This is a genomic window from Colwellia sp. BRX8-5, from assembly GCF_014077325.1.
GTDB lineage: Bacteria > Pseudomonadota > Gammaproteobacteria > Enterobacterales > Alteromonadaceae > Colwellia_A.
In genome coordinates this window covers 1-14,873 of sequence record NZ_JACGVR010000018.1, presented here as the reverse complement: position 1 = coordinate 14,873, position 14,873 = coordinate 1, and the positions used below count along the sequence as shown (strand labels likewise).

Sequence of the window (14,873 nt, the reverse complement as noted above, 5' to 3'; positions counted from 1 at the left end):
CTGTGCTATTAAATATTAACCCGCCAATTTTACTCGTTTTATTTGCTTATTTACCTCAGTTAAATTACCTGTCTTAAGCCAAATTCTTGCGCCAGCACTACCAGCGGTTACCGTTAAGGTATCGCCTAATGGCAAACGTACCCAACTATGCTTTTGTAATAAATCACTGGGTGTTTGTAACTCCCCTGATAACACTAAAACTTCAGCCCCTTGAGTCGCGACAATATTCATTACTGCGCTCGGTTCAAAAGATAAAATAGCGACCTCTTCGATTGTATCTTGGTGTAGTGGGATAATTGAAACGCCTAGTATTTCTGTCGGTGTTGCAGACATTTGCTGTGTTTGTAAACAAACATGGCTTCTATCTTCTGGCTGAAATTGCCAAAGTTTTACAAAAATAATACAGCCTTCATCAGAACGAGGTGTATGAGAAGATTGTGGTGGGTTTCTAATATATGAGCCGACAGGGTAGTCGCCGTGTTCATCTTGAAATACACCTTCAAGTACAATAAATTCTTCACCACCGGTGTGAACGTGGGCAGAAAACTTGCTTCCTTTTGCGTATCTTACTATCGATGTTGCTCTGGCCACTTCACCGCCTACTCGGTCTAACGGTCTTCTGTCTACGCCAGGCATAGGTGAAGCTAACCATGCTAATGAGGTACTGTGCACGATAGCTCTTTGTTCAAAGTTAGCTAAAATTTCCATAATCAATCCTATTTTAAAACAGTAAGGGTGAAAGTGAGTCATTTTACATTTAGTAAAAACCTTCATGTAAAATGACTATCAGTCATTTTTTATTTAACGCTTGGACGTTCAGCAACCTTAGCACGCCAATTGAGTAAATGTGTGTATTCGTCGGGTACGGCTATTTTTGCAAAGTCAGCAAAACCAAGACCGGCAAACAGGGTAATATCAGCGACAGTAAAAGCTTCACCTGCGACATAAGTCTGGTTGCTTAAAACAGTGTTAAAGTATTTAAAACCAGCAAGTGCTTTCTCGCCTTGTTTCTTACCCCATTCTTTATTTTGATATGTTTCAAGTTCAGGTCCTAGGCCGTCGGTAGCATGATGAAAATAAGTAGCGACAGCATCAAGTACCATTAATTCAGCTCTTCGTTGCATCATGCTAATAACGGCACGAGATTTTGCCGTTGACCCTGTTAACGATATCCCCTCAAAAGTGTGGTCGATATATTCAATAATAGCAGAACATTCAGCGATGTAAGTTCCATCATCTAATGCCAATACGGGTACGCTGGCTAAGGGGTTCATAGCGATGAAAGCGTCACTTCGATGTTCTTTGTTCATCACATCAACAGCAATAAAAGTGACCTTGTCAGAGGCGTTTTTCTCTGCTAACGCCATGCGGACACGCAATGGGTTAGGAAAACCTTCTACATCATATATTTTCATTTTATATTTCCAATTAATTTGGTTATCGTTGTTTACTTGACTACCTACTGGTAGGTAGTCTGCGTATTTTTAATTATTTTGTCAAATTTTATTTAAAACTCAAGTCTTCTAAAAAATTAAAGTTGCTTTTACAGGTCGAGCTAGCTAATATTTATCTATCAGTAGATAGTTTTTTTTAAAGTTTACATATATGAATAATAAACGTGTGATTATTGTCGGTGGGGGATTAGCGGGTTTATATACCGCTTATCAACTAGAACAGTTGAATATTCCTTATCTTCTTTTTGAAGCAAAAGATGTTTTTGGTGGCCGTATATATAGCGAGCAACCGAAAGTGTATGATGAAAATGAACCATTACATGATTTAGGTCCGACGTGGATATTTCCGCATCATCATCAGATGAAAGCATTAGTGGCTGACTTGCAAACACATTTGTTTGACCAACATATTGAAGGTGCGGTTGTTTATCATGCGGATCAGCATACTCAGCCACAAATTATTGAAAATGGTCAAGGGCCACTTTTACATCGTTTAGCTGGCGGATTATACAAGCTCATTTTAGCTTTACAGGCTAAGCTATCTAAAGATAACTATCAGCTTAGTTGTCAAGTCGAGCAATTAACAAAAGTGCACGATAGCTGGCAAGTGACAGTAAATAATACTAAAGATGACTCGACATCTATTTTTGAAACCGACCATTTAGTTTTAGCTTTACCGCCGCGGATCATTAATGAATTTTTAACACCCATTCATTGGGCAAGTAAAGCTTTAACCGCAGCCCTTGTCGCTGTGCCTACTTGGATGGCAAGCCAAGCTAAGTTTATTGCAACTTATGAAGAGGCTTTTTGGCGAACGAAAGGCTTAGCAGGGCAAGCCTTTAGCCGTGTTGGACCTATGATAGAAATTCATGATGCCTCGGCACAAGTACAGCAAGATTTCGCTTTATTTGGTTTTATTGGGCTTTCGTCACAAGCGATAGAAGGTTTATCTGTAGAACGGGTTAAAGCTTTGTGTATTAATCAACTGAGCTTATTATTTGGTGATGAGGCCCAGCAATACTTACAGTGTTATTTAAAAAGCTGGGGTAATGATCATTATGTTGCCGTTGAAAAAGACAGAGTGGAGCCACCAAATCATCCTTATTTTAATATGAAGGGGTTTGCTGGCGAATTATCCTCATTAAATTTATATTTAGCCGGTAGCGAATTTGCTCAGCAAGAAGCCGGTTACCTTGAAGGCGCATTATTTGCCGCAAATACAACCATTAAGTCATTAAAAAAAGAATTTAATGACCTTAACTAGAGAGAAAATATAATGAGTAAAAGTTCTTATGCTTTATATCACAAGGTTCATTGTCCATATTGCCGACAAGTCATTGCCGCAATGAAAACTAGCAATGTTACGCTTGAATTACGTGACACAGAGAAAAATTTAGCCTTTAATAAAGAGTTAATCGAACAAGGGGGAAAGAAACAGGTACCTTGTTTAAAAATTACAGAAAATGGTCAAGAATCTTGGCTGTATGAATCTGGAGATATTATTAACTATTTGAATAAAATAGCCTAGTCATTGATAATGGATGAAATTATTAAATTTATTTAATAATTTCATCATTTACTTCACCTTCAAATAGCATTTATTTATGAATAAAAAATCTCAAATACTCAAATTAGCTGAAAATAAAGTAAGATCTGGTGGCTATGGTAATTTTAGCTTTAGGGAACTGGCTGATGAAATTGGCATTAAAAGCTCAAGTGTTCATTACTATTTTCGTACAAAAGCTGATTTAGGTGCCGCACTAGCACACCAGTACGTAGATGATTTTTTAGCGTTATTAAATGCTGAGAAAGCAAAGTTAAAGGGCCGTAGTGCGATTAATCTCTATATTAATGCTTTTAAAACGGCATTAGAAAAAGACAATCAAATGTGTTTATGTGGCTTGTTAGGCGCACAGTCTGATGCACTGCCAGAGCAAGTCAACATAGAAATAAAACGCTTTTTTGAATTAAATATAAACTGGTTACAAGCAGTGTATATAGACGAAAAAGGTTTAGCAGTAGACATTGCCAAAACTAAAGCTATTCAGTTATTAGCTACTTTAGAAGGGATGATGATTTTAGCAAAAGTGTTAGACGATACATCGGCTTTTGACAGCCTTACCGACTTTTTTTAGTCATCTTGTAGCAAGTAAATCCTTATAATGTCGTTCACACCGTTGTCATGGTTGATGACTTCCGTCGATAGTACTGACGATAATTTATGGTATCTAAAATAACAGCGATTGATCCTTGTTTTACGCTACAGCGTATTAAAATAATGTTGGCAAATATTCCCCGAGCTGACAGTAATCTATATTTCATTACTTTAATCATGCTAGTTATCAATCACAAATAAAATAAGGTCAGGTATATGCAACGAATTATTAAAAATGGCATTGTTGTGATTTTTAGTTCATTTTTGCTATCAGCCTGTAGTTTTAGTTTTATTTATAACCACTTAGACTGGTGGAGCAATTGGTATCTTGATGATTACGTTACCTTAAGCCAAGAACAGCAAAAAACATTTGATACGACATTTAATGAGCTGCATACATGGCACCGACGAACACAACTCAGTGAATATAGTCGGCAACTTATCACGCTAAAAGACCAAGTAAATCGCGGTATTACCGTAGAAGAAGTCGACGATCAGTTAGTCATCATCAAACAGCATTGGCTTGCAGTGCGAGAGCAAGCAAAACCGGCACTGATATCGTTAGTTCATACCCTGAGTAGTCGCCAAAGAAAACAAGTTGTCGATGAAATTGCCAATAATAATGAAGAACGTCTCGACGACTATGATGAGTTATCTCAAGAGCAATGGCTTAAAGAAACATGTATAGAACGACAAGACCAGTTCAAAAAATGGTTGGGGAAGTTAACTGAAAGTCAAAAAGTTGAAGTATGTCAACTGACCAAAAGTCTAGCACCGACATTTAATCATAGAATGGATTATCGAATAAAATGGCACACAGGTTTAAAGCAGGTATTAGCCATGGGATTAGATAGGCAAGAATATGAAGTGATGTTTACCGAACTTATTTCTGAACCAGAGTCATTAAAGTCTGAGCAACACAAAACATTATCTAAAAATAATAGTGATACCTCTGTAAAAATATTTCACATTATGATGAACAGCTTAACAGATAAACAGTTGAATCGATTTAATAAAAAACTTGATGATTTAATTGATGATTTAAATGAACTGGCTATAAACACTTAGCACCAGATATTGTTTTAAAGCACTTATATAAGACAACTTTTATAAGACAACTTTGCGTTGACGTTGTTATTTTCCTCCGTGTTTAATTTTAATGATCTCTTCTTTGTTGTACCCGCCTGAAAATAAAACTATTTTTTCACATGAAAAGTAAACTTAATCTTGGTTTTATCGTATAACATATATTAATTTATACATATCACCGGTAGTAAGTGCGATTAACGTGCAGACACCAGCAAAAATAATTTAAGAGAGTGCTAAATGAACGATATTAATTCACCACAAAAACCGGTGGAAGTGACCCAAAAACCTGTTGTTTGGGGAATACATTTGATTGTAACCATCGTGATTTTTGCTATTGCTTTTGCAATTATTGCAGCGATGTTTGCTAGTAAACCTACTCCACGGAAATGGGGAGGAGGACCGCCGGCTTCTGTTGGTGTTGAAACAGTACAACTAACGGCTACGGATTACCCTGTTTGGATTGAATCTTACGGCTCAGCTGAGCCTTTAACTAGAACGCAATTAGTTTCAGATGTCAGTGGGCGTGTTATTGAGGTCGCTAATAATATTCGTGCAGGAGCATCATTTAAAGCGGGTGATGTTTTACTGGCGATTGATCCTCGTGATTATCAGATAGAAGTTGATGTTGCAAAATCAACGGTCGCTAATGCTTGGGTAAAATACAAAGAAGAGTTGGCTCAAGCAGATGTCGCTGAGCGCGACTGGAATGTTAGACCCGGTAGTAAAGCGGGTCGTGATTTAGCACTTCGCATTCCACAAGTTGCGGCTGCACTCGCTTCTTATGATGCATCTAAAGCGCAATTGGCGAAAGCCAAACTCAACCTTGAGAGAACTCAAGTTAAAGCCCCCTTTGACGGAAAAATTTTGAAGCAAATGGTTGATTTAGGGCAAGTTGTTAATCCTTCTCAAACTATTGCTGAGATATATTCCACTGATTATATTGAAGTAAGATTACCTGTAAAAGCCCAAGACCTAGCGCACATCTACTTACCCGATGAATACAATGCACCAGGCAACGAGCCTACAGACAACAAGGAACATCAATCTGTTGTTCTTTTTGAAGGTGAGTTAGGTGGTAAAACTTATACGTGGAAAGGTAAGTTAGTACGTAGCGAAGGAGCTTTTGATTCATCTACTCGTATGCTTTACGTTGTTGCCAAGCTCGATAATCCTTTTGTTAGCTCTCCACAACTCCCCGCATTACGTGTTGGGCAGTTTTTAAGAGCAAAGATTGAAGGCACACAATTGAAGAATGTCTATGCTATTCCAAGAAGAGCAGTAAGTCAGAATAATATGATCGCGGTTGCAGAAGATGGTTTATTGCAAAAACGTGCTATTGAACCTTTATGGACAGATGTTGAGTCTGTCGTTATTTCGGCTTCTTCACTTGCTGGCGACATTTATAATTATGCTGGCGCTATTGATTCTACCGATAAGCTTATTTTAACGCCAACGGCCAATTTAGCCGCGGGTACCCGAGTTAAATCATTGAATGACATTAATTCGACAACCAATGAAGAATTAGCTAAAAAGAAAATGACAACACCCGCAAGGAATCAAGAGATACAAGACAGTGATAGTGAAAAGCAAGAAGGTTTACCGGCTTTAAAAAAATCCCCAAGTAATTCATCCACTTCGACTACGGACTAGGAACTCATTATGCATGGTTTAATCGCTTGGTTTGCTCGTAATGACGTTGCTGCTAATCTTCTTATGGTGGTCATCGTTGCTGTTGGACTTTATAGTTTGTCTAACAAAATCCCTGTAGATTTATTTCCTGAATTTGAAATAAATACTGTACAAGTTAGTGCTGTTTTACCTGGCGCTTCACCACAAGAGGTTGAAGAAGGTTTAACCATAAGAGTGGAGGAAGCGATTCAAGATATCGAAGGCATTCGTGAAATGACTTCGCGCTCTAATGAAGGCAGTTCAACCGTGACTGTTGAAGTAGAAGACGGTTTCGACGTTAGAGAAGTTCTCGACGAAATGAAAGTTCGCGTAGATGCGATTAATAATTTCCCTGTTGAAGCTGAACGTCCTTTGGTGACAATGCCTAAGCGTATGCGTGACGCCATTGGTGTGGTGATGTATGGCGATTATGACAGCTTAACATTACGCCGCTTTGCTGAAGATGTTCGAGATGAAATAGCTTCGTTGCCTGGGGTTACTCAAGTCAGTGTTGATAACTCTCTGCGTTTTGAAATATCGATTGAAATACCTGAATGGTCATTAAGAAAATATGATATTACCTTAGAGCAGGTTGCCGACGCTTTACGACGTAACTCTACAGATGTATCCGCCGGTAATTTGAAAACTGAAGGCGGAGATATTTTTATCCGCAGTATTGGTCAAGCTTATAAAGCAAGTGACTTTAGCCAGCTACCGATATTAACTGATAAAGATGGTACATTAATCCGTTTAGGTGATATTGCTGTTTTACGTGATGAATTTGAAGAAACCCCCTTGAGAACAAGATTTAACGGTATACCCGCAATAGAGGTAGAGGTCTTTCGCGTTGGTGATCAAAGTATTATCGAAGTAACCGATGCCGTTAAAAATTATATCGCAGGTAAACAACAAGCATTACCGGTAGGGTTAACGATGACTTACTGGCGCGATCGCAGTAAGTCGATAAAAGCACGTTTAGCTACGCTTACTACAAGCGCTTGGCAAGGTGCGCTATTAGTTATTCTTCTCTTAGCTTTATTTTTACGACCCGCCGTTGCATTTTGGGTGTGTCTTGGCATTCCAATGTCATTTATGGGTGCATTTATATTGATGCCATTTTTTGGTATATCTTTGAATTTAATGAGCCTATTTGCTTTTATTTTGGTGCTAGGTATTGTTGTCGATGATGCGATTGTTACGGGGGAAAATGTTTACGAACATATGCAACGCGGTACTGATCCCCTTACCGCTGCCATTAGAGGTACTCAAGAAGTTGCCGTACCGGTTACCTTTGGTATTTTAACGACTGTTGCAGCCTTTATACCCCTGGCTTTACTTGAAGGACGAGGCAGTTGGTACCAGAGTATTCCTTACGTTATTGTGCCGGTTTTACTCTTTTCATTGATCGAGTCTAAATTGGTATTACCCGCGCATCTTAAACATATTAAACCGCGAACAGGCGCGCCATCGCGGCTAACACGTATTCAAATGGCAATATCTACCTCTTTAGAGACGTTTATTGCTAAATTTTATCAACCAACATTAGCATTAGCGCTGCGCTGGCGTTACGCGACGCTGGCAATTATGTTGTCGTCACTTTTTATAGTTATTGGTGCGCTTTCAAGCGGACAGACAAAATTTGTATTTTTCCCTCGTGTGCAAAGTGAAGTAGCAACAGCAACACTAACAATGCCAACAGGTACCGCTTTTGAAAGTACCGATCGTATTGTTCAACATATGACTACGCAAGCAAAGTTATTACAAGAGAAATATATTGATCCCGAATCTGGTGAGTCTATTATTAAGAATATTTATTCTATTAGTGGTGGACGTAATTCAAGTACGGGACGTGTTCGTGTCGAAACAATCCCTCCAGAAGACCGCAGCACAGATATTGGCACGCAACAGATAGTTGCAGAATGGCGTAAAATGGTTGGACAAGTCGCTGGCGCTGAGCAATTAAATTATCGAGCTGAGATTGGTTGGAATAGACCCGCTATTAATATCGAATTGCGTGGCAAGAATGCTAATGATTTAGCTGAGCTAGGCGATAAATTCAAAAGTAAATTAACGCAGTACTCAGCAGTTTCAGATGTTGAAGACTCAATGTCTGATGGCAAAGAAGAACTACAATTAAAACTTAAGCCCGAAGCAACGTTACTTGGACTTAATTTAAATATGGTTGCAAGACAAGTTCGTCAAGCAGTCTACGGTTTTGAAGTTCAGCGTATTCAACGTGGGCGCGAAGAAGTGCGAGTTATGGTGCGCTATCCTATTGCTGCTCGACAGTCGATTGAGACGTTAGAGCAGATGATGATAAGAGTCGAAGCAGGTCAAGAAGTTCCGCTATGGCAGATTGCTGATATAGTGCCTGGATTAAGTCCTTCGAGTATTTTACGTATTGATCGACAGCGAACACTTTCTATTACGGCTGACTTTAACAAAGAGCAAGGTAATTTGTCTGCGGTACAGGAAGAGTTAGAAGAATTTTTACAACAATCGATAAGTACGTATCCAGGCATGAATTATGAAATGGCTGGTGAAGCTAGAGATCAAAAAGAGTCTTCCCAAGAACTGAAATTTGGTATGTTTGGCTTGTTATTGGTGATTTATATCCTACTTGCTATTCCGTTTAAAAGTTATTCTCAGCCTTTAGTGGTGATGATGGTTATTCCTTTTGGCATTGTCGGTGCGGTTATAGGTCACTGGATAATGGGCATGGATTTAACCTTATTGAGTCTGATGGGGGTCTTAGCGTTATCGGGTGTTGTGGTTAACGATTCACTGGTCCTGGTCGACTATATTAACAAAAAGCGTGCTGAGGGGAGTGCTGTTTTTGAGGCTGTTTATGCGGCAGGTGGTCGTCGCTTTAGGCCGGTTTTACTGACATCATTAACAACGTTTGCTGGTTTAATGCCACTTTTATTTGAAAAGAGTACTCAAGCACAGTTCTTAATTCCGATGGCAGTAAGTCTGGGATTTGGTATTTTATTTGCGACAATCATTACATTATTTTTAGTGCCGATAAATTATTTGATTATGGAAGATATCAAACGCTATTGCGCTCGTTATAAAAATGACATGCGTTGGTTAATACGCAAAGGCGTTGATAAAGGAAAATCGTCATAACGTCAGCCGTTAAACGTTTAACTATGTTGTTGCAATAACATTAAAAAATTGCCAACCTTTCATTAGGTTGGCAATTTTTTTATTTATCATAAAAATTTAACTTCATTATTATCTGCAGTGCTGATTTCTTCAAATTTTATTAAAAATATGCTCAGTAGAGTAAACTGTTTACTTAAAATAACGCTTTGGCTACAATATTTCATCAAGGTTAGCTGTAATACTGATATTTATTAAAATATTTCTTGACCAATCACCCCCCTCAACCCACTCTTTGCCCACGAATTTATTCAAATGTAGAGATTTAATTAGTGAGCCAAGAATTAATGTACGACAAAAATAGCATTATCATTATTATTACCCTTTTTATTTTGATGTTAATTATTAACCAAATAGGCTACAGCTTCGGTTTACGTAATAAAGACGCAGAAAACACCGAGATGAAAAGTCAATCTACGGCTATTCAAGCCGGCATTCTGGGTTTATTGGCTTTGCTGCTGGGTTTCACGTTTAATATGTCGCTGCAACGGTACGATGGACGAAGCAGCGCGGTTATTGAAGAAGCGGGTGCTATTTCAAGAGTAGCCATGCAAGCAAAACTATTGAGTGGTAAAGTAAAAGATGACGTTTTTGATGAATTAGAGTCTTATCTAGCACTACGTATTTCACTGAGCCAAATAGATTTGAGCAATGCAGAGCAACGTATGGCTGTGAACAAAAAGGTCAGTAAATCACAAGCGAAACTGATTGAATTAGCACAACAAGAATTGGAAAATCCAAGATCATTGTTAATTGCCAATGGTTTTTATCAGTCATTGTCTAGCATGATTCAAATTGAAAACAAACGATCGGCTATGCTTAGACTCCATGTCCCCGAGCCGGTATTGTTTTTGTTGTTCAGTGTTTTTGTTACTGTTGGCGGCATGCTTGGTTACAATAGCGGGTTAGGGAAGAAGCGTCCCGCATTTCCCACGATATTATTATTCACCTTAATCATCTTGGTGGTCTTTATTATTATTGATTTAGACAGACCTAAGCGCGGTATTATCCAAGTAAACCAAGATAGCCTGCATGATGCGGTCATGACCCTTCAAGATTATAAAACTGAATAATGTTAACGTTTATTTAAGCTAGGGATAATAAAATTTAATAGCTATTTTGGGTCATTTAATAATGAATAGCTATTAGATATTCCCCTTTAAAAGGACAAAGCACCAAAGCTTCGGCTACAATCTCACCTTATATTTGTTCGAAAATATCGATACTAGTCCTGTCGATACCAGTCTACCTAGCTAAGCGCTTTATAGGGATAATAAAGACTATAAAAGTTGATAACGACCAAGCTCTTAAAATATTATTTATTTAAAAACATCGCCTTGCAAACTTTCTCCTGATTTTTCCTCAATATATTCCTCGATCATTTGTCGCACTTTCTGATACGCATTAACATCATCTAATGCAGCCAGTTTTTCAAAGTTCGCCTTTTTATGATCAATGAATACTGTAAGTCTGGCTGTTGTTTTTACCACCTTTAATGTTTGTATAGCGACATGTTATTTTCATTATCATTTAATTAGAATTGTATTGTCTTTTAATTGGAATATAATTGTCGTTTTGTTGGCTGTCGTGTGAAATATTAACCGATAAATTACGCTTATATATTGATGATATTTACCGATATTTATTTTATGTAAGCAAGACATGCAGATAAACCCCCAACATACTTATATTATGGCTGTTCTTAATTTTCAGCCTTTAAAAGCGTTAGCCACAGGCTTTTTTTGATGGTGGCCGTTGCCTTGTATTATCTTTGCTTACTCTGTCAAAGGAATATCTAATGCAGCGCTGCTCGCTGAGATAAAACGTTTTTTGACAAATTTTAAATTAACTCAGAGAAATATCGTGAAAAAACTAATAACGACTGTATTGCTGCTCCTCTTTGCAACACCTGCTTTTGCCGCTGGAGCCGGTGAAATTGATCTCACTAACACTATTGCAGGATTTACTGCATTAACGATTTTTATTATCGCTTACCTACTGGTTATTAGTGAAGAGTTTCTTCATCTGAGAAAGTCAAAACCGGTATTGGTCGCGGCTGGTGTCATTTGGCTGATTATTGGTTGGATTTACACCCAACACGGCATTCCTAAAGCGGCAGAAGAAGCTTTTAATCATAATTTATTAGAATATGCTCAGTTATTATTATTTTTATTAGTCGCGATGACTTATATAAATGCGATGGAAGAGCGAGGGGTGTTCGATAGCTTACGGGTTTGGATGATTTCTAAAGGGTTAAGTTTACGCAGTTTGTTTTGGGTAACAGGCATGATGGCATTCGTTATTTCTTCATTTGCTAATAATCTAACGACGGCAATGTTGATGTGTGCCATTGTCCTTAAAGTGGCTCCTAAGGACCTTAAGTTTATTAACATTGCCTGTATCAATATAGTGGTAGCCTCTAATGCTGGCGGGGTGTTTAGTCCATTTGGGGATATAACCACTTTAATGATATGGCAGGCAGGCTTAGTTAAGTTTGAGCAATTTTTCGTACTATTTATACCTTCGCTGGTCAACTTTTTAGTCCCTGCTATTATTATGAGCTTTTTTATCTCTAATGAAAGATCAACACCTATAACCGATGAAGACTTCATGCTAAAACGTGGCGCGAAGCGAATTATTTTCTTATTTATACTCACCATCGCTACGTCAGTTGCCACCCATAGTGTTGTTAACATGCCACCCGTGTTAGGAATGATGATGGGCTTAGGTTACCTCAAGTTTTTAGGGTTTTATTTAAGAAGAAGCCTTCCTCGTTCATTAGATAAAAAACGTACCTTAGCAACTATCCGTCATGATGAAAAAGCCCTGAAAAGGTTAGGTAATATCGTTCCTTTTGATATTTTTGAAAAAATAGCACGCGCAGAGTGGGATACCTTACTGTTTTTTTATGGGGTTGTTATGTGTGTTGGTGGCCTCGGTTTTATGGGCTATTTAAGTTTAGTATCAGACTTATTATATACCAACTGGGATCCGACCTATGCCAATATTGCTGTCGGCGTACTTTCAGCCATTATTGATAATATCCCTGTTGTTTTTGCTGTCTTAAGTATGAACCCCGTGATGGATTTACAGCAATGGTTATTAGTTACAATGACCGCTGGGGTAGGGGGAAGTTTACTGTCGGTTGGCTCTGCGGCGGGTGTTGCTTTAATGGGGCAAACGAAAGGCAAATACTCGTTTGTTGGCCACCTTAAATGGAGTTGGGCTATCGCTTTAGGCTATAGCGCCAGTATCTATGTTCATTTTTTAATTAATGGCTAAGTAATCTGGAACACCTTTAATGTAACTGCTTTATATTAAAGGTGTTTTCTTAGGATATTGATCCACTATTAGGCCGTGCTTGGCCCCGCTAAACAAAGTAATAATTCCCGCACGACTTTCGCCGCAAAAACATCACTATTTCCTGTACTGTCAATTTTAGGCGCTAACTCGACTACATCGCAGCCAACAAAATATTTAGATCGCAATATTTTACATAAGCTAATCAATGAATGAAAATCTTCTCCGCCTGGTTCAGGTGTTCCGGTACCTGGAAAAAAGCTTGGATCAAAATAATCTAAATCTAAGGTTAAATAAATAGGTGTATCTTGTGCAATAGCGTCAACACTGGCAAGAAATTCAGCTCTGCTTTTTTTGAGTGTTTGATGTGCTTTCATCCATTGATATTCTTCACGAGTACCTGAGCGAATACCGTATTGTATTAGCTTATTATCTTTACCAAAATGATCGGTAATACGCCGGATAATAGCAGCATGGGAATAATGATATCCTAAGTAACCATCGCGTAAATCAGCATGTGCGTCGAGATGCAATATGATTAAGTCAGGGTATTCGCTCAAATACTTCTTTATTGGAGCGTAAGAAATAGAATGTTCGCCGCCTAAGGTGACAATGCGAATATTATTTTCTTTTAAAGCAACATTTTCAAATAAGGTGTTAAAAGCATCATTAGCATTACTATAGGCGTTTTCTATATCAGCTTGACAACTTTGTTCATTAATAGATAAATCAATCGGTAAATTACCTAGATCAACAAATGAAATATCTTCAAGGTCTGCGTCTAAATACGGAGAATACGATTCAATACCATCAGAAACGGCTCGAAGTGCGTTAGGCCCATCTTTAGTGCCTTTTCTAAAGCATGCGGTACCATCAAACTCAAAGCCGATGATGTGGCTGGTATTTTGAAAAATACCTCGCTTATCTTTAGCTCCTTCAAAAGGTGTTGGCGGGGATATTAAACCCACATTAATTTCTTTAACCATATTCATCGAGTCGTGATACCTAACGGCAATATTTTCTTAATTATCCAAAATAAAGGCTAAATGTATAGTTTTATTTATAAAATATAGTGTTGTGAATAAAAGTAGGGCTATTGGATGGCAAGCTTGTTGTTTATTTTTTAGATGTTAGCTACATTATTTTATTGATAAAAATGAAATAATTTGTAAAATGACGCACTATTTTTTTAATGAGGAGTTGTTATGTTTTTTGAGGGATCAGAAAAAAAAGCTGAAATCTTAATCGATGGTAAGCAGCTTTCTTTACTTAACGATATTGACGACGAATTTTGGTCAGCATTAGTTAATCGTAGTCAAGCTCAAATACTATCTTCGATTGAAAATGAGTATTGCAAAGCTTTTTTACTGTCCGAGTCGAGTTTATTTGTCTGGTCAGATAGAATATTAATATTAACTTGTGGTGAAACGCAGTTAGTTAAAGCGGTAGAGTTTTTTATTCAAAAATTTGGCACAAAAGTGATTAAACAGCTCACTTATCAGCGAAAGAACGAATATTTTTCAAACGCTCAGCCTAGCTGCTTTGGTGATGATATCAAATTAATTAATCAATATTTACCGGGTAAGGCTTATCGTTTTGGTGAAATGGACAGTCACCACAACTACGTTTTTCATTTAGATAACGACTTTACTGCTGATACTGATGACATTACCTACGAGTTACTCGCCTATCAAATAAGTGAGCAGGCTTCGAAACATTTAACACAAGCTAATTTGTCAGCTGAAGAAATTCGTCAGTTTTTGTGTATTGATAGTATTCTACCTGGCTTTATTATTGATGACTTTGTCTTTTCTCCTTACGGTTATTCACTTAATGCGATTAACGAACAGCAATATTTAACCATTCATGTGACGCCTCAAATGGACAGTAGTTATATTAGCTTTGAATCGAATATAGATTTACTTTTGCTTGCGCCAAAACTTTTAGAGATACTGGCACCAAAATCTTTTGATTTAATGAGCTTTAATGAACAAGCTTTTGAGCAAAAATTAAGGGTGTTAATTCCAACACAATATGTGAGT

General features: G+C 37.8%; 13 protein-coding genes. 9 read left to right on the top strand and 4 right to left on the bottom strand.

Annotation, left to right across the window (positions count from 1 at the left end; translation table 11 throughout):
• Positions 1-15: 15 nt before the first annotated feature.
• Together H4J62_RS12675 and H4J62_RS12670 are read right to left on the bottom strand one after the other, a co-directional pair.
• Entirely contained in the window at positions 16-708 is a 693-nt protein-coding gene (locus H4J62_RS12675; RefSeq protein WP_182218251.1) for a cupin domain-containing protein, read from the bottom strand.
• Positions 709-797: 89 nt separating this feature from the next.
• The gene (locus tag H4J62_RS12670; protein WP_182218249.1) at positions 798-1,415 is read right to left on the bottom strand and encodes a glutathione S-transferase; all 618 of its coding nucleotides are present in this window, start codon (positions 1,413-1,415) and stop codon (positions 798-800) included.
• Positions 1,416-1,605: 190 nt separating this feature from the next.
• Here H4J62_RS12670 and H4J62_RS12665 point away from each other — a divergent pair, with 190 nt between their 5' ends.
• From H4J62_RS12665 to H4J62_RS12635, 7 genes are all read left to right on the top strand, one after another.
• Complete coding sequence (locus H4J62_RS12665) at positions 1,606-2,718, top strand: FAD-dependent oxidoreductase (protein WP_182218247.1); 1,113 nt, start codon at positions 1,606-1,608, stop codon at positions 2,716-2,718.
• A 12-nt stretch (positions 2,719-2,730) separates the two neighbouring features.
• Positions 2,731-2,982 (top strand): glutathione S-transferase N-terminal domain-containing protein, encoded by a 252-nt coding sequence (locus tag H4J62_RS12660; protein WP_182218245.1) that lies wholly within the window; start codon positions 2,731-2,733, stop codon positions 2,980-2,982.
• 76 nt (positions 2,983-3,058) lie between these two features.
• A complete protein-coding gene (locus H4J62_RS12655) occupies positions 3,059-3,589 on the top strand; it encodes a TetR/AcrR family transcriptional regulator (RefSeq protein ID WP_182218243.1) in 531 nt (176 codons plus the stop codon).
• A 236-nt stretch (positions 3,590-3,825) separates the two neighbouring features.
• Positions 3,826-4,677: a DUF6279 family lipoprotein gene (locus tag H4J62_RS12650; protein ID WP_182218242.1), complete on the top strand. Its 852-nt coding sequence runs from the start codon at positions 3,826-3,828 to the stop codon at positions 4,675-4,677.
• 258 nt (positions 4,678-4,935) lie between these two features.
• Positions 4,936-6,348 (top strand): efflux RND transporter periplasmic adaptor subunit, encoded by a 1,413-nt coding sequence (locus H4J62_RS12645; protein ID WP_182218240.1) that lies wholly within the window; start codon positions 4,936-4,938, stop codon positions 6,346-6,348.
• A gap of 9 nt (positions 6,349-6,357) precedes the next feature.
• Positions 6,358-9,495, top strand: coding sequence for an efflux RND transporter permease subunit (locus tag H4J62_RS12640; RefSeq protein ID WP_182218239.1), 3,138 nt, complete (start codon positions 6,358-6,360; stop codon positions 9,493-9,495).
• 308 nt (positions 9,496-9,803) lie between these two features.
• On the top strand, positions 9,804-10,604 hold the full coding sequence (locus tag H4J62_RS12635; RefSeq protein WP_182218237.1) for a hypothetical protein: 801 nt from the start codon (positions 9,804-9,806) through the stop codon (positions 10,602-10,604).
• Between the two features lie 246 nt (positions 10,605-10,850).
• Here the strand turns inward: H4J62_RS12635 and H4J62_RS12630 are convergent, their stop codons facing one another.
• Positions 10,851-11,021: a CopG family transcriptional regulator gene (locus tag H4J62_RS12630; protein WP_182218236.1), complete on the bottom strand. Its 171-nt coding sequence runs from the start codon at positions 11,019-11,021 to the stop codon at positions 10,851-10,853.
• A 370-nt stretch (positions 11,022-11,391) separates the two neighbouring features.
• Between H4J62_RS12630 and nhaD the strand changes: the two genes are divergently transcribed.
• A complete protein-coding gene (nhaD, locus tag H4J62_RS12625) occupies positions 11,392-12,813 on the top strand; it encodes a sodium:proton antiporter NhaD (protein WP_310733551.1) in 1,422 nt (473 codons plus the stop codon).
• Positions 12,814-12,881: 68 nt separating this feature from the next.
• Here the strand turns inward: nhaD and speB are convergent, their stop codons facing one another.
• Complete coding sequence (gene speB, locus H4J62_RS12620; RefSeq protein WP_259365005.1) at positions 12,882-13,823, bottom strand: agmatinase; 942 nt, start codon at positions 13,821-13,823, stop codon at positions 12,882-12,884.
• Between the two features lie 213 nt (positions 13,824-14,036).
• Here speB and H4J62_RS12615 point away from each other — a divergent pair.
• The coding region (locus H4J62_RS12615) for an adenosylmethionine decarboxylase (RefSeq protein WP_182218229.1) at positions 14,037-14,873 on the top strand (837 nt) is incomplete at its 3' end.